General features: G+C 72.7%; 17 protein-coding genes and 1 pseudogene. 6 read left to right on the plus strand and 12 right to left on the minus strand.

Annotated elements, in window-relative coordinates:
• The first annotated feature begins 109 nt into the window (after positions 1 to 109).
• The 3 genes and pseudogenes from H300_RS0111585 (at position 110) to H300_RS26405 (ending at position 1294) form a co-directional block, all read left to right on the plus strand.
• The gene (locus H300_RS0111585) at positions 110 to 526 is read left to right on the plus strand and encodes a TM2 domain-containing protein (RefSeq protein WP_028427557.1); all 417 of its coding nucleotides are present in this window, start codon (positions 110 to 112) and stop codon (positions 524 to 526) included.
• Between the two features lies 1 nt (position 527).
• Positions 528 to 926, plus strand: coding sequence for a DUF2752 domain-containing protein (locus H300_RS0111590; protein ID WP_028427558.1), 399 nt, complete (start codon positions 528 to 530; stop codon positions 924 to 926).
• A gap of 123 nt (positions 927 to 1049) precedes the next feature.
• Positions 1050 to 1294 (plus strand): annotated as a pseudogene (locus H300_RS26405) (TM2 domain-containing protein).
• A gap of 194 nt (positions 1295 to 1488) precedes the next feature.
• Here the strand turns inward: H300_RS26405 and H300_RS0111600 are convergent.
• The 6 genes from H300_RS0111600 to bldG form a co-directional block, all read right to left on the minus strand.
• The gene (locus H300_RS0111600; RefSeq protein ID WP_028427559.1) at positions 1489 to 1692 is read right to left on the minus strand and encodes a hypothetical protein; all 204 of its coding nucleotides are present in this window, start codon (positions 1690 to 1692) and stop codon (positions 1489 to 1491) included.
• A gap of 121 nt (positions 1693 to 1813) precedes the next feature.
• Positions 1814 to 3436, minus strand: coding sequence for a DUF7059 domain-containing protein (locus H300_RS0111605; protein ID WP_028427560.1), 1623 nt, complete (start codon positions 3434 to 3436; stop codon positions 1814 to 1816).
• Between the two features lie 207 nt (positions 3437 to 3643).
• Positions 3644 to 4219 (minus strand): hypothetical protein, encoded by a 576-nt coding sequence (locus H300_RS26410; protein WP_037980023.1) that lies wholly within the window; start codon positions 4217 to 4219, stop codon positions 3644 to 3646.
• 264 nt (positions 4220 to 4483) lie between these two features.
• Entirely contained in the window at positions 4484 to 6883 is a 2400-nt protein-coding gene (locus H300_RS26415; protein WP_037980026.1) for a sodium-translocating pyrophosphatase, read from the minus strand.
• A 724-nt stretch (positions 6884 to 7607) separates the two neighbouring features.
• A complete protein-coding gene (locus H300_RS0111620; protein ID WP_028427561.1) occupies positions 7608 to 8039 on the minus strand; it encodes an ATP-binding protein in 432 nt (143 codons plus the stop codon).
• A 98-nt stretch (positions 8040 to 8137) separates the two neighbouring features.
• The gene (bldG, locus tag H300_RS0111625; RefSeq protein ID WP_028427562.1) at positions 8138 to 8479 is read right to left on the minus strand and encodes an anti-sigma factor antagonist BldG; all 342 of its coding nucleotides are present in this window, start codon (positions 8477 to 8479) and stop codon (positions 8138 to 8140) included.
• Between the two features lie 55 nt (positions 8480 to 8534).
• Between bldG and H300_RS0111630 the strand changes: the two genes are divergently transcribed.
• Positions 8535 to 11036, plus strand: a complete 2502-nt coding sequence (locus H300_RS0111630) for a DEAD/DEAH box helicase (protein WP_028427563.1) — start codon at positions 8535 to 8537, stop codon at positions 11034 to 11036.
• On the opposite strand, the gene H300_RS32365 is transcribed toward H300_RS0111630, so the two are convergent.
• The 5 genes from H300_RS32365 to ssd all read right to left on the minus strand — a co-directional run bounded on the left by H300_RS32365 (position 10960) and on the right by ssd (position 16432).
• The gene (locus H300_RS32365) at positions 10960 to 11991 is read right to left on the minus strand and encodes an Rv3654c family TadE-like protein (RefSeq protein ID WP_486583705.1); all 1032 of its coding nucleotides are present in this window, start codon (positions 11989 to 11991) and stop codon (positions 10960 to 10962) included. The two genes, H300_RS0111630 and H300_RS32365, sit on opposite strands and share 77 nt — an antisense overlap.
• Positions 11978 to 12115: a DUF4244 domain-containing protein gene (locus tag H300_RS0111640; RefSeq protein ID WP_486583706.1), complete on the minus strand. Its 138-nt coding sequence runs from the start codon at positions 12113 to 12115 to the stop codon at positions 11978 to 11980. Before H300_RS0111640 ends, H300_RS32365 begins: the two co-directional genes overlap by 14 nt.
• Before the next feature lie 260 nt (positions 12116 to 12375).
• Complete coding sequence (locus tag H300_RS30110; protein ID WP_486583707.1) at positions 12376 to 13758, minus strand: type II secretion system F family protein; 1383 nt, start codon at positions 13756 to 13758, stop codon at positions 12376 to 12378.
• A gap of 398 nt (positions 13759 to 14156) precedes the next feature.
• Positions 14157 to 15347, minus strand: coding sequence for a TadA family conjugal transfer-associated ATPase (locus H300_RS0111650; RefSeq protein WP_106966820.1), 1191 nt, complete (start codon positions 15345 to 15347; stop codon positions 14157 to 14159).
• A 5-nt stretch (positions 15348 to 15352) separates the two neighbouring features.
• Positions 15353 to 16432 carry a septum site-determining protein Ssd gene (gene ssd / locus H300_RS0111655; RefSeq protein ID WP_028427567.1) on the minus strand — a complete coding sequence of 360 codons (1080 nt, stop codon included), beginning with the start codon at positions 16430 to 16432 and terminating at the stop codon, positions 15353 to 15355.
• A gap of 452 nt (positions 16433 to 16884) precedes the next feature.
• On the opposite strand from ssd, the gene H300_RS26425 reads away from it, so the two are divergent.
• A complete protein-coding gene (locus H300_RS26425; protein WP_051269962.1) occupies positions 16885 to 17751 on the plus strand; it encodes an HAD family hydrolase in 867 nt (288 codons plus the stop codon).
• A 422-nt stretch (positions 17752 to 18173) separates the two neighbouring features.
• Here H300_RS26425 and H300_RS0111665 read toward each other — a convergent pair whose 3' ends face one another.
• Positions 18174 to 19043, minus strand: a complete 870-nt coding sequence (locus H300_RS0111665; protein ID WP_199779175.1) for an oxidoreductase — start codon at positions 19041 to 19043, stop codon at positions 18174 to 18176.
• An 87-nt stretch (positions 19044 to 19130) separates the two neighbouring features.
• On the opposite strand from H300_RS0111665, the gene H300_RS0111670 reads away from it, so the two are divergent.
• A complete protein-coding gene (locus tag H300_RS0111670; RefSeq protein ID WP_028427569.1) occupies positions 19131 to 20114 on the plus strand; it encodes a nucleotide-binding protein in 984 nt (327 codons plus the stop codon).
• Positions 20115 to 20186 lie beyond the last annotated feature (72 nt).

The raw sequence follows: 20186 nt of genomic DNA on the forward strand, positions 1-20186 counted from the left end.
GCGCTGCCGCGAGGCGGGCAATCGGACAACCGCCATTCCTGCGGGCCCCGGGGTGCTGGCAGTATGTCGTGCGTAACGCTCGACATACTCCTACTTCGGGGGAAGCACCGTGTCCGATCCGAACCAGAACCCGTACAGCAAGGACCCGCAGAACCCCTACGGCGGCCAGGACCCGCAGAACCCCTACGGCCAGGGCCAGGCGGGCCAGCCCGCGTACGGCTACCCGCAGGCGCCGCCGCCCCCGATGCCCCCGCCGCCGGGCATGTACACCGGCGACCCCAACGCGCCCTACGGCTACGACCCGTACGGCCGTCCGTACTCCGACAAGTCGAAGATCGTCGCCGGCGTGCTCCAGCTCCTGCTCGGCAGCCTCGGCATCGGCCGCTTCTACACCGGCCACATCGGCATGGCCATCGCCCAGCTCCTCACCTGCGGCGGTCTGGGCATCTGGGCCCTGATCGACGGCATCATCCTGCTCACCAAGGACGGCGCGACCGACGCCCAGGGTCGGGTCCTGAAGAGCTGACGTGATCGACACCGTGCGCCGCGCACACCCCGCTCTCGCGCCGCTGGCCGTCCTGGCCGCCGGCGCGGCGGGAGCGGCGTACCTCTGGAGGACCGACCCGCACGACGCCGGGCAGTGGCTGCCCCGCTGCCCCTTCAACTGGGCGACCGGACTGCTCTGCCCTGCGTGCGGCGGCACCCGGATGGCGTACGACCTGATGCACGGCGACATCGGCGCCGCGTTCGCGGACAACTCCGTGCTGCTGGCCCTCGGCGCACCGCTGGCCGCGTACCTCGGCGGGCGCTGGCTGGTCGAAGGGCTGCGCGGACGCCGCTACCGCCCCGCCCTGGACGGCCGGGCCGTCGCGGCGGTGCTGGTAGTCGCGGCGACGTGGGTGGTTGTGCGCAATCTGACCGGCTGATTCGGATCACTTTTCGATTGCTTCTCGCCAGAGTGCGCAACCCTCGACACCCTTTGGGGAGTCAGAGGGATCACCGTCCACGGGCGGCAGAAACCTTCACCCACTCAAGAGGAGCCACCCCGCATGTCGTCCGCCGGAACCGCACCCAACGGTCAGCCCTACTCCGACAAGTCCTAGGTCGTCGCGGGCCTGTTGCAGCTCTTCCTGGGCGGCCTCGGCATCGGCCGGTCTGCACCGGCCACACCGGTATGGCCATCGCCCAGCTCCTGACCTGCGGCGGTCTGGGCATCTGGGCCCTGATCGACGCCTTCCTGTTCTTCACCAGCGACGAGCGCACCGACGCGCAGGGCCGTGTGCTCCGCGGCTGATTCCGGAGCGGGACGGCAGCGGGCCGGACGCGCACCCCCGGGTACCGGGTGCCCGGGCCACCGCCGTCCGCCGGCCTCCGGTACTCCACGCCGTGGTCGGCTCCGAAGACGGGTGCCCCGGGTCCCGGTGGGTGTTCGGTGACGGGCCCCGGCAGGTATCCGGGGACGGGCCCCGGTGGGCACCCGGGGCCGGATCAGGCAAACGGCACCCGGAGCAGCCAGAGCCCGCAGCCCAGTGACGCCACCCCGAACACGACGGCGAGCAGCACGGCGGTGCCCGGGTGCGCGACGACCGCCACCGAACGGCCGTGCCGGACGCGCACCGTCGTCCAACTCAGCAGTGCCGCGCCGAAGAGCACGCAGACGACACCGGCGAAAACGGCGGGAGTGCTGTCCATGGCCCCGAGCCTGCCAAAGGGCGGCCGCGGGCGGGCGAACGCCGGGTGAACGACCGCCGAGGTTCTCCCCGTCCCCCGCCCGGGCGGGGGACGGGGAGAACCTCGGCGGTTCCGGACGGGATCAGTGCGGGACGTCCGGCAGCAGGAAACCCTGCTCGACCAGCAACCGGATCGCCTGCGGCGTCCGGTCCCGCAACTGCACGGCGTCCTCGCCCACCAGTTGGGCGATCGCGTCCAAAATCCGGCCGGCCGGCAGGGAGCCGTCGCACACCCCGGCGAAGCCGGCCCCGACGGTGTCCACCCGGGTGGCCCGCAGCATCCCGCGCTGCTGGCGCAGCACCACGTGCTCCGGATCCTCCGCCCCCGGCGGGCCCACCTGCTCCTGCACGACTCCCTCGGCGAGCCTGAAGCGGGTGTCCAGCAGCGCGGCGTCGTCGTGCCGCCGCAGAAAGTCCTGCCGCGCGAAATGCTCACGGACGGCCTCGCCCAGCGGCTGCTCGACCGGATGTGTCCACTCCTCCACCACCACCGAGGGCTCCTCGGCGCCGGACCTGCGCAGGGTGATCCAGCCGAAGCCGATCGCCTCGGTGCCGCGCTCCTCGAAGGCGTCCAGCCAGGACTCGTACCGGGCCCGGTACTCCTCCGGACCCGTCAGGTGGTCCCCGCTGTCGCGCAGCCACAACTCGGTGTACTGCGCGACGTCCTGGACCTCGCGCTGGACGATCCAGGCGTCGCAGTCGCGCGGTACCCAGGACCGCAGCCGATCCCGCCAGTCCTCACCCGCGACGTGCTCCCAGTTGGCGAGCACGTGGCAGTGGCCGCCCTCGGCGAGGTGGTCCACGGAGTTCTGCACCAGCGTGCGGCACAGGTCGTCCCCGCGCATGCCGCCGTCGCGATAGGTCAGGCGGCCCCGACCGGGGGCGCCCTGCCCCGGGATGCCTTCGACCGGGCCTCCGGCGCGCGGCGCGGCCGGAGCAGCGGCGTCCTCGGCGCCCGGTTCCGAGGCGGGCTCGGCCGCCGGCTCGGGGGAGATGACGAAGGGCGGATTCGAGACGATCAGGTCGTAGGGCTCGTCCTGCGCGACCGGGGCGAAGAGAGGGCCGCGCCGGAGGTCGGGCCGGGAGGCACCTGAGAGCGCGAGCGTCAGCCCGGTGAAGGCGAGCGCCCGCGGGTTCACGTCGGTGGCGGTGACCTGGGTGGCGTGCCGGGAGGCGTGCAGGGCCTGGATGCCGGAACCGCAACCGATGTCCAGGGCCCGGCCCACCGGCGTGCGGACCGTCAGCCCGGCCAGGGTCGTCGAGGCCCCGCCCACGCCGAGCACCACGTCCGCACGGCGGTCGGCCGCGCCGGCCGCCCCGCCGACCGCACATCCCAGGTCGGAGACCACCCACCAGTCCTCGCCCTCCGGTCCGCTGTACGGCCGGATGTCGACGGTCGCCGCCACCTCGCCGCCGGGAACCGCGGACAACCAGCCGTCCACGAGGGCGTCGTCCACCGGGAGGGCCGCGTGGGCACGTGCCCGGGAGACCGGGCACTGGAGGAGGAAGAGCCGGACGAGTGTTTCCAGCGGCCCGGCGCCGCGGGTGGCCCGCAGCGCCGGCACGGTCTCGCTGCGGGCCAGAGCAGCATAGGCGGGCGCGCCGAGGAGCTCCAGCAAACCGTCGGCGGTGAAGCCGGCGGCCAGCAGTGCCTCGCGCAGCCGAGGGGTCCCGGCGCTGTTGACGGTGGGGAGATCGGTACTCACCACTCCATTGTGGCCGCTGCCGCTCGGCGGTTCCTGTTCGCCCCGCACCCGGCCGTCACGCGCGCCTTTCACGCGGTCAAGCCACGTGGGCGGGAGCCTCACCCTTCCGCAGCCGGGACGGCAGCGGTCGCCGTCGGGCACCCGCACCCGTCGCGCGGGACGGCGGGGCGGGGCGGGGGCGGGTGCCGCCGTACGCGGCGTGCGGACTCAGGCGGCGGAGGGGGAAGCCTCGCCCTGCTCGGGGCTGCGGCAGCCGTCCTGCTCGGCCATGGCCTTCCCGAGGTCGCCGGCCTGGAGCGTGTTCAGCGCCTGGTCCCCGCTCTTGCCGAGCTCGTCCAGGTCCGAGGCGATCTCCTTGAGCCCGTCCGCGAACGCGGCTTGGTCCTTGGTGTCCATGCCATCGATCTTCTCCTTCAGTCCCGCGTAGGACTCGGAGATGCCGTTCAGTTCCTTCACGGCGTCCTTCTGGAGCTGCGCGCCGTCCTCGACGGGCGGTTCACCGGCCTTGTCCACCGCCTGGGCGAGAGACTCGTAGGCACCGGAGATCTGCTCGAAGGCGGCCGAGTCGGCCTCCTGCACATCCGCCGAGGAGCTGTCCTTGCCGCCCGCTTCGGAGATGCTGGTGTTGGCGTCACGGATCTTGGCCACCTGGGGCTGGACCTGGTCGCAGACCTTCTTCGCCCACTCCTGGGCCTGCTCGTCGCTGTCGTCGCTGCCGCACCCGGTCAGCGCCAGAGCAAGGACTGCGCCGCCGCAGAGCATCGTGGCAAGCTTCTCGTTCACCGGATTCGTCCCTTCGTGGCTACCGGCCCGGAAGATACACGCAGGAGGCGTCGCGGCGACGGGGACCTCGTGGTTTTTGATCCGATTCGGCACAGAAACATCCATCTGCGTCACGGGCGAATGCCGCAGACGTCACACTCCCGGGCGGTGCGCAGCGCGGCACACAGCACACGACACCGGGCCGTCCGAGCGGAGTGCCCGGACGGCCCGGTAGGCGGGGCGGTGAGCCGCAAGCGCGGATCGGCCGACCCGGGAGGGGACGGCTCAGGGGGCGACCGCCGGGTCGGGCGAACCCGCCTCCCGGTCCGCGCCGCGGTCGCCGCCGCCGTCCTCCATGGCCACGCCCCGGCGCTTCGAGACGTACACCGCGCCCACGATGACCGCGAAGGCGAGCACCGCGACCGCGATGCGGGCGCCGGTATGGGCCTCGTCCCCGTAGGAGAGCGTCACCACGGCCGGTGCGATCAGCAGCGCCACCAGGTTCATCACCTTCAGCAGCGGGTTGATCGCGGGCCCCGCGGTGTCCTTGAACGGGTCGCCGACGGTGTCGCCGATCACGGTGGCGGCGTGTGCCTCGCTCCCCTTGCCGCCGTGGTGGCCGTCCTCGACCAGCTTCTTCGCGTTGTCCCACGCCCCTCCGGAGTTCGCGAGGAAGACGGCCATCAGCAGACCGGTGCCGATCGCACCGGCGAGGAACGAGGCCAGTGCGCCGACTCCCAGCGAGAAGCCGACCGCGATGGGCGCCATCACAGCGAGCAGACCGGGCGTGGTGAGCTCGCGCAGCGCGTCCTTGGTGCAGATGTCGACGACTCTGCCGTACTCGGGCTTCTCCGTGTAGTCCATGATCCCCGGGTGCTCGCGGAACTGCCGCCGCACCTCGTAGACCACCGCACCCGCGGACCGGGAGACCGCGTTGATGGCCAGGCCGGAGAAGAGGAAGACCACGGAGGTGCCGAGCACCAGTCCCACCAGGTTGTTCGGCTGCGAGATGTCCAGGCTCAGACCCAGCTCCCCCGCCCTGGCTTGGACGTCGGCCACCGCGGTGGCGACCGCGTCCCGATAGGAGCCGAACAGCGCCGCCGCGGCCAGGACCGCGGTGGCGATGGCGATGCCCTTGGTGATCGCCTTGGTGGTGTTGCCGACGGCGTCCAGGTCGGTGAGCACCTGCGCGCCCTCACCCTGCACGTCCCCGGACATCTCGGCGATCCCCTGGGCGTTGTCCGAGACAGGACCGAAGGTGTCCATCGCCACGATGACGCCGACGGTGGTCAGCAGGCCCGTGCCGGCCAGCGCCACCGCGAACAGCGCCAGCATGATGGACGTGCCGCCCAGGAGGAAGGCCCCGTAGACGCTGAGACCGATCAGCAGCGCCGTGTACACCGCCGACTCCAGACCCAGCGAGATCCCGGTGAGCACCACCGTCGCCGGACCCGTGAGCGAGCTCCGGCCGACGTCCCGTACCGGTTTGCGGCTGGTCTCGGTGAAGTACCCGGTGAGTTGCTGGATCAGGGCGGCGAGCACGATGCCGATGGCGACGGCCACCAACGCGAAGACCCGCGGGTCACCGTCGTGGGCCGCGATGCCGACGTCGGTGACACCGTCCAGCTCCGCAAAGGTCGCGGGAAGGTAGCTGAAGGAGGCCACCGCGACCAGCGCCAGGGAGATCACCGCGGAGACGAAGAACCCGCGGTTGATCGCCGTCATCCCGCTGCGGTCGCTTCGCCGGGGGGCGACGACGAAGACGCCGATCATCGCGGTGAGGACACCGATGGCCGGGACCATCAGCGGAAAGGCCAGCCCGGCGTCCCCGAAGGCGACGGTTCCCAGGATGAGTCCCGCCACCAGGACGACGGCGTAGGACTCGAAGAGGTCCGCTGCCATGCCCGCGCAGTCGCCCACGTTGTCGCCCACGTTGTCGGCGATGGTGGCCGCGTTGCGCGGGTCGTCCTCCGGGATCCCCTTCTCGACCTTGCCGACCAGGTCGGCGCCGACATCGGCGGCCTTGGTGAAGATGCCGCCGCCGACCCGCATGAACATCGCGATCAGCGCCGCCCCGAGCCCGAAACCCTCCAGCACCTTCGGAGCGTCCGCGGCGTAGGCCAGGACGACGCAGGCCGCACCGAGCAGTCCCAGGCCGACCGTGAACATGCCGACCACGCCTCCGGTCCGGAAAGCGATTTTCATCGCCCGGTGCGAAACCGCGGTGAGATCCTTCGACGGTTCACCGTCCGAAGAACTCGCCTCACGCGCCGCAGCCGCCACGCGCACATTGCTGCGCACAGCCAGCCACATGCCGATATACCCCGTTGCCGCAGAAAAGCCGGCACCGACGAGGAAGAACAGCGAACGGCCGATACGCTGGTTGTTGTCGTCCGCCGGGAGCAGCATGAGCAGGAAGAACACGACCACGGCGAAGATGGCCAGGGTGCGCAACTGTCTCGCCAGGTACGCGTTCGCGCCCTCCTGCACCGATCCGGCGATCTCCTTCATCCGTGCGGTGCCCTCGTCGGCCGCGAGCACCTGGCGCACGAGCACCACGGCCACCGCCAGGGCCGCCAGGGCGACCGCGGCGATCACCAGGACCCAGACCCGGTTGCCCGAGGTGAGCACTGCCTCGGCCAACAGGTGGCCGTCCTGAAGTGGGGGGATGGATTGGCCCGCCATTCGTCCTCCTTGACGTGTGGCACATGGGCGCGCGCAAGCACACGCTCAGGCGTCCTGATCCAAAGGTGTGGACGGATTGTAGGGAGCTGATCGGATGCAAAACAGACCGCGCACACAGCATGTGTCCCGCAGCGGCAACGCGCGGACGAAATCAGGTCACCGAATTCCCTCTCGCGAAGGACGCGATGCCGCCATCTGCCGCTCTTCCCCAGGTTAAGGATCTCTACAAAATATCTTGGCAAGGGTTCCCGTACTCGTCGGAAAAACAGGGAAAGGTGTGGCAGAAGTGACGGCAGAGGCCACCACGGCTTCTTCCGCCGGGGGAATCAGCGGGGCGCTGAAAGCCGACTGGGGCGGCGGCGTGACCGTGAGGGCGGCAGGAAGCGGCAGTTCAGGAGCCGCGCGACGACCGGGAGCACACCCCCGTCCCGCGGCACAGGCAGCATCGGATCGGGAACGCGCGGCGAGCGAGCGGGCACCCCGGCGACTGCGTCGCCCCCGCGGAGTTGCCCTGTCCGGTACTGCCAGCGGCGGACGCGGCCGGTCGGCGGCGCACGAAGGGGCAGTGGTTGCGGCTGTGACCCGCAGCGCCCGCTCCCGGGTCTTCGCGGCCCGGCCGCCCGACGCGGCCCCTCCGGGCGCGAGGGAACCGCGCGGCAGACCCGGGGCGACGGACCGAACGGCCTCGGCCCGGAAACTGGTCGGTCGGTTCGCGGGCGGCGACTCAGGGAAGCATGTCGGCCGGGGCAGTGGGCCAGGACATCCGGATCAGACCGCCCTGGGCGTCCGAGGTCACCTCGACGTCGTCGACGAGCCCGCTGATCACGGCCAGACCCATCTCGCCGTCCCCCTCGGCCGGGTGCTCGGCGCCGGAACCGCCGGCCCCGGGGCCGCGTCCGGAACCGGTCGTGGCGTCGTCGCCGACCTCGATCGAGAACGTCTTCCCGTCCTCGATCAGGGTGACGCGCACCGGACCTTCCAACCCGTTGCCCATGTGCAGGCCGACAGCCCGGCTGCACGCCTCACCGACGGCCAACCGCACCTCGTCCAGCACCGCCTCGTCGACCCCGGCGCGGCGCGCCACCGCGGCTGCCACCAGCCGGGCCGTGCGCACGTGCTCCGGGAGCGCGCTGAAACGCAGTTCGACGGTGGCCATGCATCCCCCAGGTTCTGGATACGGGTGTGCGTTCCAGGGGCAGGGGCCGTGACGGGCGCCCTGCTCCCCTGGAGGCGAGCCTTTCGGGTTCGGTTCCGTCAGTCGGTGGCCGCGACGGCCTCGTCGACCGACGTGTGAATCGGGAACACCTTGGTCAGCCCGGTGATGCGGAAAATCTTCAGAATCCGCTCCTGGTTGCAGACCAGACGCAGCGAACCCTCGTGGGCACGAACGCGCTTGAGCCCTCCCACCAGAACGCCGAGGCCGGTGGAGTCGAGGAAGTCGACGCCCTCCATGTCCACGACGAGGTGGAAGCTTCCATCATTCACCAGCTCCACGAGCTGCTCACGCAGCTTGGGCGCTGTGTATACATCGATCTCGCCACCCACCTCGACGATCGTGCGATCGCCGACGGTACGGGTTGACAGGGACAGGTCCACGGATCCTCCAGCACCTTGCTATCGAGCGGTCGCCCCCCATGGATCGGCAGCCGCAGTGGCATTCAATCACTTACCCACCGGCCGGGACGACGCCTTGCAGTCATTGTCCGCCGCAGCGGTGACACACTCGGTTCCGATGGCCAGCAGACATCATCCACCCACGGCGGGCCCGGGCCCCGCCGCACCGGCCCCGCGAGCAGTCCTGGCAGCCCTGGCCGCCGGGAGCGATCGGGCTGCCCGCATCACCCATACGGAGCATGTGCCCCCTCGCGTCGGACGGCATGCCCCGTGGCCGACGGGGATCCGGCCTGAACTGATCGCCGCCGTCCGGGGCGCCGGCATCGAGCATCTGTGGGAGCATCAGGCACGCACCGTCGAGCACGCCCTCGCCGGGGAGTCCGTGGTGATCTCCACCGGCACGGCCTCGGGCAAGTCGCTCGCCTACGGCCTCCCGGTGCTCAACGCCCTCCTGGAGGGCTCCGAGGCGCCCAACGGGCGGGGAGCGACCGCCCTGTACCTGGCCCCCACGAAAGCGCTCGCCGCCGACCAGCGCCGTGCGGTCTCCGAGTTGGCCGCGCCGCTCGGCCACGCCGTCCGACCCGCCGTGTACGACGGCGACACCCCCTTCGAGGAGCGCGAGTGGGTCCGGCAGTACGCCAACCACGTCCTGACCAACCCGGACATGCTGCACCGGGGCATCCTCCCCGCCCACCCGCGGTGGTCCTCCTTCCTGCGCGCGCTGCGGTACGTGGTGGTGGACGAGTGCCACACCTACCGCGGCGTGTTCGGCTCGCATGTCGCCCAGGTGCTCCGACGGTTGCGTCGCGCCGCGGCCCGGTACGGCAGCGAACCGGTGTTCCTGCTCGCCTCCGCGACGGCGGCCGAGCCCGCGGTCGCGGCGCGACGGCTGACCGGAATCCCGGTGACCGAGGTCACCGAGGACTCATCACCCCGCGGAGAGCTGGTGTTCGCCCTGTGGGAGCCCCCGCTGACGGGGACGAGGGGTGAGCGGGGGGCGCCCGTGCGCCGTACCGCGACCGCCGAGACCGCCGACCTCCTGACCGACCTGACCACGAAGGGAGTACGCAGTGTGGCCTTCGTCCGCTCCCGGCGCGGCGCCGAACTCATCGCGGTGATCGCCCAGGAACGGCTTGCCGAGGTCGACCGCGCCCTGACCGGCCGGGTGGCCGCCTACCGCGGCGGCTATCTCCCCGAGGAGCGCCGGGCCCTGGAACGGGCGCTGCACAGCGGCGAGCTGCTCGGTCTGGCCACCACCACGGCCCTGGAGCTGGGAGTGGACGTCTCCGGTCTGGACGCCGTGCTGATCGCCGGCTATCCCGGCACCCGGGCATCGCTGTGGCAGCAGGCCGGGCGGGCCGGAAGGCGCGGGCAGGGAGCCCTCGCGGTGCTGGTGGCCCGGGACGACCCGCTGGACACCTACCTGGTGCACCACCCCGACGCCCTCTTCCGACAACCGGTCGAAAGCACCGTGCTCGACCCGGACAACCCGTACGTCCTCGCGCCGCACCTGTGCGCCGCCGCGGCGGAGTTGCCGCTGTCCGAGGCGGACCTGGACCTCTTCGGCCCGGCTGCGGCCGGCCTCATGCCGCAACTGGAACAGCGCAGGATGCTGCGGCGCCGGGGGAACGCCTGGTACTGGACGCGCCGGGAGCGGGCCGCCGACCTGACGGACCTCCGCGGACGGAGCGGCAGCCCGGTCCAGGTGGTCGAGTCGGCCACCGGACGGCTCCTGGGGACCGTGGACGCCGCCGCGGCCCACAGCACCGTCCACGAGGGCGCCGTGCACCTGCACCAGGGCCGGAGCCACGTCGTACGACGGCTGGACCTGGAGGATCCGGGCGGACCGGTGGCACTGGTCGAGGAGGCGGACCCGCCCTGGTCGACCGTGGCCCGCGACACCACCTCCCTGCGCATACTGGAGACCGACACCGAGGTTCCGTGGGGGACCGGCCGCCTCTGCTTCGGCTCGGTCGAGGTCACCAACCAGGTGGTCTCCTACCTGCGACGGAAGCTGATCACCGGTGAGGTGCTCGGCGAGACCCCGCTCGACCTCCCGCCGCGCACCCTGCGCACCCGTGCGGTGTGGTGGACGCTGACGGAGGACCAGCTCGACGCCGCCCGCGTCGGACCCGAGATCCTGCCCGGGGCACTGCACGCGGCCGAGCACGCGGCGATCGGCATGCTGCCGCTCTTCGCCACCTGCGACCGCTGGGACATCGGCGGTGTCTCCGTCCCGCTGCACCCGGACACGCTGCTGCCGACCGTCTTCGTCTACGACGGCCACCCGGGTGGCGCCGGATTCGCGGAACGGGCGTTCGGCACCGCCGCCGCCTGGCTCACCGCCACCAGGGAGGCCATCTCCTCCTGCGAGTGCGAGGCCGGTTGCCCCTCCTGCATCCAGTCGCCCAAGTGCGGCAACGGCAACGATCCGCTGCACAAGCGAGGAGCCGTACGACTCCTCACGGAACTGCTGCGGGCGGCCCCGCGCGAGAGCGCACCAGCGCCGCGTACGGGCCCCACTCCGCCCGAGCGGTGAGGTCGGAGACGCCGCCCACCACCGAGCACCGCACCACCCGGGCGCGCTGCGCCCGTGCGACCCGTTCGGCGGAGCTGCACGCCGCCGCCCTCCCTCGCAGGGCTGCGTCGGCCGCGGCGAGCGCGGAGAGGTCGGCCGCCGCAGCCGCCCGGTGCCGGACGGAGACGGCCTGCCCCAGTGCCAGAACCCCGAGGAACGCGGTGCACAGCAGTACCGAGCAGAGCATCGCCCACACCGTCACGGAGCCGCGGTCAGCCGGTTCGGCCCCTGCACCCGCCTCCGGAGCGCCGCTCACGGCCTGAGCGGACGTCGACGGGTCGCAGACCCGGTTGCCGGACGCAGCGGAGCGCGGCGACCCTGCCGGAGGCGCGGGCGGGTCGGGGCCCGTGCCGGACGCCGGAGAGCGCTGACGGGTGCGCCGGGGTGCTCGCCGTCCCGCTGCCCCGCGGCACCGTGCTCCAAGCCGGGCCCGAGCTTCCGCTCCGGGAGACCGCGACCGGCTCGTCTCGACGTAGGCGGCGGCTGAGGCAGGATCGTCGGGACCCGTTGCCTCGGGACCGTCGGGGCCGGTGCCGCCCTGCCCGCCATCTCCGGTCCACAGGGCCGGGGGCTCCACGTGCGCCACGGCCTCGGCTGCGATCCGCACGGAGAGCCCGCTCGGACCGGCCGAGCGGGCGACCACCCGGACCCGGACGAGATCGTCCTCGCGTACCTGCTCCACGCGCAGGCCGTCCGGACCGACAGCTTTGGCCGCAGCCGTGACCCGCTCCGCCCCCTCGGCCCGGGCCGCGGCCCGGGCTCCCGCCCGAGCCGCGTCGACGCACTGCACCTGGGTGACCGCGGCCAGCAGCCCCCACAGCAGCATCGCCGTCAACAGCACCAGCGAGGGAACCACCACGGCGGTCTCGGCCGTCGCCTGGCCCCGGTCGGACAGCCGCCGTTCAGAAACCGGCATCGAGAGCCCGCTCGATGAGCCCGGTCATGGAATCGCGCACGGCCTCGCTGGTGACCACCTGGTGCAGCACGGCGGCGAAACCGCAGGCCGCGAGTGTGCCGAGGGCGTACTCGGCCGTGCTCATTCCCGTGTCGGAGCCGCGGCGCCGGAGGCGCCGAAGTACTGCTGCCCACATGTTCTCGTTCTCCTGTCAGTCGTCGGTTGGCGGTTGGCGGTTGGCCGGGACCGGGGGCCGGCCCGGTGTCCCGGAGGTCGGTTGCCGGGGTGATCGAGGCGGGCTGCGGGGTCCGCACACGGTGGGCGGGGCCCCGAGGCCGGCGCCCGGCCGGAGCGGTGAGGGAGACACGGTGGTGTTCCGGCGCCCTGCGGCGGGTCGTTGCCACCTCACAGCAACGTCCGGCCAAGTCCCACGGCCACTGGCACCACCCCGGCCAGGAGAAAGGCCGGCAGAAAGCAGAGACCGAGTGGGGCGGTCACCACCACCCCGGAGCGGCGGGCGCGCGCCGCCGCCTCCCGCGTCCGATCGGCTCGCAGCTCGGCCGCGAGCCGGGCCGTGGTCTCCGTCGCGGGGACGCCTGACGCGTGGCTCCGGCGCAGGCACTGCGCCAGAGTGACGGTGCCGGGCAGCGCGCCCAGCCGGTCCCACGCCTCCGACGGGTCCGCGCCGAGGCGCAGTTCATCCGCGACCCGCACCATCCGCTCTCCGAGGGGTCCTCCGATCGCCTCCCCCACCGAGCGCGAAGCCTCCCCCGGCCCGGATCCGGCGGCCAGGCAGGCCGCGAGCAGGTCAGCGGCCAACGGGACCCGCCGCGACGCCGCTTCCTCCGTGAGTACCTCGGCAGCCGCCGAGGAGGCGGTCGTGTGCTTTCGCAGCCACCGCCATATGCCGACGGCCAGGGCAGCCCCCAGAAGACATCCGGCCGCGCCCCCGAGCAGCACCGCGCACATCGTTCCGGCGCCCAGGGCGCCGGTCGCGTTCCGCAACGGGACGAGGGACGGTCGAGGTGCCGGCGGCCGGGCAGAGGGCGGAGGCATCGTCGAGGACGCGAACACCGCGGCCGCCCGGCGGCGCCTGGTGCTCCGCGGCGAACGGGCCGCACACCCGTGGAGCCGGCCGCCCGAAGCCGTCCGGAACGGACCTCCCGTGGCGGCCGCTCCCGGCGCGGGCCCACCCCGGACGAGGTGCCGCGGCACTGTCCACAGTCTGTGCGGGACGCCCTTCACCGTCCGTTCTCCCCTTCCCGGTCGCCGACCCGGTTCCTCGGCCCATCGGATGATCCGGCCCACCCACAGCAGTCCGGCGACCTCAAGCGCCACGGCGCCCGTCAACAGCACCCAGCCCGGCGGTGAATGCAGCAGGACGTCCACCGGGCTCGCTCCCATGGCACCGCCCAGCAGCAGGCCGAAGAGGGGCAGCAGCGCCAGCAGCAAGGCGGTTGCTCTCGGCCCCGCGAGCTGGGCTCGGACCTCCTCCCGCTGGTCCCGCTCGGCCCGGAGCGCGAACGCCACCCGGTCCAGGCCGTCGGCGAGGCCCGCGCCACCCCTCACCGCGACCTGCCAGCAGGCGGCGATCCCTGCCAACCCCTGGGCGCCAGGCCGCTCGGACGCCTGTCGCAGTGCCGCGGGCACGTCGCCGGCGAATCTGGCAGCCGCGGACACCGAAGCCCCCGCCCCGCCCAGTCCGTGCACACCGACGGCCAGCAAAGCGGCCTCCGGGCTCCGGCCCACCCGCAGCTCCGCCGCCACCGCACCGCAGAAGCCGATCACCGCGGCCTCCCGACATTCCGCTTCCGCACGGTGCTTCCGTCGTTCGAGGAGGCGCCGCGCTGCCGGCACCGCGGCTGCCGCCGCCGGAAGTGGCAGCCACGAACCGGTCAGCAGCGCCACCGCGCCCCCTGCCGGCAGGCACCACCAGTGGCGCCGGCGGGTGAAGTGGCGCAGCCGGAGCAGCGGGCTGGGCAGTGGGCGGCCCGCTTCAGGGACGGACCGGAGGGCGCCGCTCCGGCCGACGCCGCGACTGTCCCTGCGGACTGGTCCGCTCTGCCCGAGTATGGGGAGGTGCCCGCTCCGGGCCGTCGTCCGCCTGTGGGCCTCTGCCGTTCGAACGGCGACTCCCGCGCACAACCCCGCCGCGCAGAGCGAGAGCCCTGCCCACGCCTGCGGGCTCACAGTCGTGCTCCGCCGCGCTCGCACAGCCGGCGCAGCCGCTCCCGTCCCGGGCCGGGGACGAAGCCTTCGGAGGACCATTCGACGGCGGGCACCGTGTACACCAGACCGTCGCGGTCCCGTTCGAGCACATGGACCTCGGCCAGTCGGCGGCGACCGTGCCGGTCCCTCACCAGGTGCACCACCAGCGCAATCGCGGCGGCCAGTTGGCTGTGCAGTGCCGCGCGGTCCAGCCCCGCACCCGAGGCGAGCGCCTCGAGCCGAGCGGGCACGTCCGCTGCCGCGTTGGCGTGGAGTGTCCCGCACCCGCCTTCGTGGCCGGTGTTGAGCGCGGCCAGGAGGTCCCGCACCTCGGCTCCGCGGACCTCCCCCACCACCAGCCGGTCGGGGCGCATCCGCAGTGCCTGGCGGACCAGGTCCCGGAGGTCGACCCGGCCTACGCCCTCCTGGTTGGCGGGCCGACCCTCCAAGCGCACCACATGCGGGTGGTCGGGGCGCAGTTCGGCGGAGTCCTCGGCCAGCACGATGCGTTCGGCCGGCCCGACGAGACCGAGCAGGCTGCTGAGCAGGGTGGTCTTGCCCGTGCCGGTGCCACCCGAGACCAGGAAGGACAGCCGGGCGTTGAGGACGGCGCGCAGCAGGGCGTCCCCGCCGGGCGGGACGGTGCCGGCGGCGACCAGTTCCGGGAGCAGGAAGGCTCGCGGGCGGGCCACCCGCAGCGACAGGCAGGTGCAGCCCACGGCGATCGGAGGCAGTACCGCGTGCATCCGGGTGCCGTCCGGCAGGCGGGCGTCCGCCCATGGCCTGGCGTCGTCCAGCCGGCGCCCGGCGGCCGTCGCCAACCGCTGGGCAAGCCGCCGGACGGCGGTGGTGTCGGGGAAGCGCACCGCGGTGCGCTCCAGGCCGCAGCCGCGGTCGACCCACACCTGGTCGGGCGCCGTCACCAGTACGTCCGTCACCCCGGGGTCCGCGAGGAGCGGCTCCAGGGGCCCGCTGCCCACGAGTTCGGACCGTAGGGCGCGCACCACCCCGAGCACCGCGCTGTCCCCCAGGAGTCGTCCCTGGGCCCGCAGCGCCGCGGCCACCCCGGAGGGGGTCGGGTCCGCCGCGGACTCCGCCAGCCGGAGCCGGACGGCGTCCACCAGTTCCGCCGGGACGCTCTCGGCGGAAACGGCCGGACGCGTACTCATCGCCGTCATGCCGAAGCACCCCGTTCCGATGCGGACAGCACCTCGGCCCAGAAGGCTTTGCAGAACTCGGCCAGTCGGCTGCCCGGAGCCCCGCCGGGCGGCACGCCGCGCTCCACGGAATCCAGCAGGCCGCTGTCCGGCAGGAGCTCCCCGGCAAGCGGCAGGTCGAGCAACCGGGCGATCTCCTCGTCGGCCAGTCCGGGGCGGCAGGGGCCGCGGACCACCACCCGGAGGTCCTTCATGAGGGCGGCGAGCCGGGGCACCACCCGGTGCGCGGCGGCCACCGCGCGCAGTTCCGCGGGTACCACCAGCAGCCCGAGGTCGAGTTGGGCGAGGGCCTCCGCAGCGGTGTCGTCCGGGCGCCGGGGGAGGTCCACGACGATGGCTCCGCCCCGCCTCCGCGCGGCCCCGAGCACGGACCGCATCGCCTCGGGGGGCACCAGAGCGCAGTCACCGCGATCCCAGCTCAGCACGCTGACCTCGTGCATCCGGGGCAGGGAGTCCTCCAGGGCGAGTGCCCCGACCCGGCCGCGGGAGTCGGCGAAGGCCGGCCAGCGCAAGCCCTCGGCCGACTCCCCGCCGAGCAGGACGTCGAGTCCGCCGCCCAGGGGATCCGCGTCGACGAGCATGCTGCGGCGCCCCGCGCGGCTGGCCGCGAGGGCCAACCCGCAGGCGAGCGTGGAGCTGCCGGCACCGCCGCGTCCGCCGATCACGCCGACCGTGACACCCTGGCGGCCGACCCCCTCCACGGCATCCGCGATGCGCCCCGTCAGCCAGGGCTCCGCGTCCGGCAGGAAGACGACGTGCTCCGCTCCGACACCGACACCGCGCTCCCAGATCCGGTGGTCGTCCAGATCGCGCCCGACCAGCAGCACCCCCGGCCGGCGGGTCGGACCCGGGCGGGCCCGGTGCAGGGCGTCCGCGCGGTCGTCGCCGACGAGTACCAGAGGGGCAGCCCGCCAACCGGCCTCCTCGAACGGCCCGGTCGGTGCGACTTCCGCTTCGGCGCCCGCAGCCGCGCACAACCGGAGGAGGTCGTCCAGCAGCTCGGTGTCCTCGGTGACGATCAGAATGTTTTCAGCCATCGGAGTTTCTCCTCACGGGTTCGCACCCTCACATCCGCGAACACTCGGGGACGTGGCGCGCAATCACCGTGCCGGAGCTACCGAAATCGTGAAGATCTTGGTCTGAAACCGTGGACAACCCATGGGTTGTGAATAACTCGGACCCTCGCCCCGGTGACTTCCGGAGCGAAGTCTTGCGATCACCGTCAGTAACGCTTCTCCTGTAGGGAGCAGCCGACCGACAGGGGCGGAGCGAGGAGACGGAGCGCCGATGGCAGCACGTAAAGACCCCGGACGTGCGACGACCCCCGCCGGGGGGGGAGAGCGGGGGTCGTCTTCACGGCCGACTCGGGGGGGGTAGGAGTCGAGCCGCGTGAGCACGGTCGCGAACGATCCGTGACTTCCATGGTGTACCCGAGAGCCTTCTCAGGCAAACCCACGCGCCCCAGCTTACGCCGAATGGTGGGCCGCCTATCCTCTCTCTCGTGGAAACCCCTTCGTCGCCCCGGACAGCCGCGTTCTTCGACCTGGACAAGACAGTCATTGCGAAGTCGAGCACGCTCACCTTCAGCAGGTCCTTCTACCAAGGTGGCCTGATCAATCGCCGTGCCGCGCTCCGCACCGCCTACAGGCAGTTCCTGTATCTGGCCGGCGGCGCCGACCACGACCAGATGGAGCGGATGCGGCAGCATCTGTCGGCCCTCTGCCGCGGCTGGAACGTCCAGCAGGTGCAGGAACTGGTCGCGGGGGCCCTGCACGAGCTGATCGACCCGCTCATCTACGACGAGGCCGCCTCGCTGATCGAGGAGCACCATCTGGCCGGCCGGGATGTGGTGATCGTCTCCACCTCCGGAGCCGAGGTGGTGGCGCCCATCGGGGAGCTGCTGGGCGCCGACCGCGTGGTCGCCACCCGTATGGAGGTGAAGGACGGCTGCTACACCGGGGAAGTGGCCTACTACGCCTACGGCCCGACCAAGGCCGAGGCCATCCGGGAGCTGGCCGAGAGCGAGGGGTACGACCTCTCCCGCTGCTTCGCGTACAGCGACTCGGTGACCGACCTCCCGATGCTGCAATCCGTCGGCCATCCGTACGCGGTCAACCCCGACCGGGCTCTGCGGAGGGAGGCCGGCACTCGTGACTGGCCGGTGCTGACCTTCTCCCGTCCCGTCCCGCTGAAGCAGCGACTGCCCTCGCTCTCCATGCCCCCGGGTCCGGTACTCGTCGCGGCAGCGGCGCTCGGAGCGGCGGCCGTCACCGCGGGCCTGGTCTGGTACGCCAACCGCCGCCGGACTCCGACGACCCGGAACACCCCCGGCCGGCCACCGCGCGCGGCTGCGTGAGGGCTGCCACGGTGGCCCCTCCTCATACAGTTGAAGGCAAAAGTAAAGATCCGCGACAAGTCTTTCGTTAGGCCCCACCGAGGAGTACAAAGGATGTAACGGCCCGCGAGACCGAAGGCGTCCGAGAGGATTCCCGCACACGTCGGAACGGCCCCACGGACCGAGCATGGACATCGAGAACCCACGCGACGTCGACCCGTCGATTACGGGCCCACCGCACCAGGCAGCGGGCAAAGTCCCGGCCTGACCGGAGATATCGAGCACGCACTGGTAACTCGTTGCACCATGTCAGCGGCGGCGCCGCCCCAGCGGCGCCGCCGCATCCTTGCGTCCCGGATACGCCACCACGCCGCGGTTCACCCGCCCGGCCGACGAGCACCAACCGGCGGGGCCGCACCCCGCCGGGTGGCCCCGCCACCCGTTCAGGCGGCGCCACGCTGCAGGGCCTCGCAGACCGCGGTCGACTCCCGCGCCCCCAGCTCCACCGACTTCCCGCAGTGCGCGAGCCACGACGCCATCCCGTCCTCGGTACCCGCCGCGTAGGCCTCCAACGCGGCCCGGTGGGCCGCGGCGCCCTGCTCGGCGTGCCCCACCTCGGCGGGGCAGACGGACTTCGGGTCGAGGCCGCTGCCGACCAGCACGATCCGCTCCGCAGCTCTGGCGATCAGCGCGTTGTGCGAACCGAAGGGCCGCAGCGCCAGCAGCTCCCCATGTACCACGCCGGCCGCCACGAGGGCGGGTACGGCGGACCCGGTGACGACGACCTCGGCCAGGCCGTCCAGTCTCGCCGAGACCTCGGAGGCGTCGGGGAGCGGCAGGTCCACCAGCGGCTCCCGCACCGGTTCGCCCGCCAACCGGGGACGCCCCACCGTCTCCTCCGGCGCGTCGCCGCCGCCGGCCGCGACCAGGTGCAGCCGGGCCAGCACCCGCAGCGGCGACTGACGCCACACCGGCAGCAGTTGACCGGCCTCCGCCGTCACCCGCAGCGCCGCGCCGACCGTACGGGCCTCCTCCTCGCCGTCAGCTCCGGTGAAGTCGGTCCGCCGCCGCACCTCTTCCAGGGCCCAGTCCGCACCGGCCAGCGCGGCGCTCGCCCGCGCGGCGCGCAGCACCGCCTCGGAGGTGACCTCGGCGCTCCGGCGACGCATCACCCGGTGGCCGTAGACGCGGTCCACGGCCTTGCGCATCGAGGCAACGGAGGCGGACACGCCGCCGAGCTCTCCCAGGGGGGCGAGCGGGTCTGCGGGGCCGGGGGGCCGGGGGCTCGAACTCATGCGGACGACCCTACGCATCACCCGGGCAGGGCATGCCGCACGTTCGAGTGGTCTTCTTCACGTGGCTGCGCTTCGCGGCCCCGGCCGCCCCTTACTCTGATGAACATGAAGATCGCTTTCGTTGGGAAGGGCGGCAGTGGCAAGACCACGCTGTCGTCCCTGTTCATCCGTCACCTGGCCGACCGGCACGTGCCGGTGATCGCCGTGGACGCCGACATCAACCAGCACCTCGGGGTGGCACTCGGCCTGGACGAGGCGGACGCCGCCGACGTGCCGTCGATGGGCGACCGGCTGCCGCTGATCAAGGACTACCTTCGCGGCGCCAACCCGCGCATCGTCTCCGCCGAGACGATGATCAAGACGACGCCTCCGGGCGAGGGCTCCCGCCTGCTCCGGATCGACGAGGACAATCCCGTATACCGGGCCTGTGCCCGTGCCGTTTCGCTGGAGGGCAGTGACATCCGGCTGCTGGCGACGGGCCCGTTCACCGAGTCCGACCTGGGGGTGGCCTGCTACCACTCCAAGGTCGGGGCCGTGGAGCTCTGCCTGAACCACCTCGTCGACGGCCGGGAGGAGTACCTCGTGGTCGACATGACGGCCGGTTCCGACTCCTTCGCCTCGGGCATGTTCACCCGGTTCGACATGACGTTCCTGGTCGCCGAGCCCACACGCAAAGGCGTGGCCGTCTACCGCCAGTACCGCTCCTACGCCGAGGACTTCGGCGTGCCGCTCAAGGTGGTCGGCAACAAGGTGCAGGGGCCGGACGACCTGGCGTATCTCCGGGACGAGGTCGGCGACGACCTGCTGCTCACCGTGGGCTCCTCGGATTGGGTACGGTCGATGGAGAAAGGTCGGCCGCAACCGTTCGCCGAGCTGGAGCCGGCCGCCCGGCAGGCCCTGGAGGCGCTCCACCGCACCGCGGACGCCGCGTACCCCGCGCGCGACTGGGAGCACTACACCCGCCAGATGGTGCACTTCCACCTGCGGAACGCGGAGAGCTGGGGCAACGAGCGCACGGGCGCCGACCTCGCCGCCCAGGTCGATCCCGGATTCGTGCTGGGCTCGCAGGGCGCTCCGCAACCGGCCTGAGCGCAAGCGGCACCGACCGGGCGGGGTCCGTGGCGAACGGGCCTCGCCGGGCGGCCGCGATCGAGGCCGTTA

The sequence above is a fragment of the Streptomyces sp. TAA040 genome, from assembly GCF_000424845.1.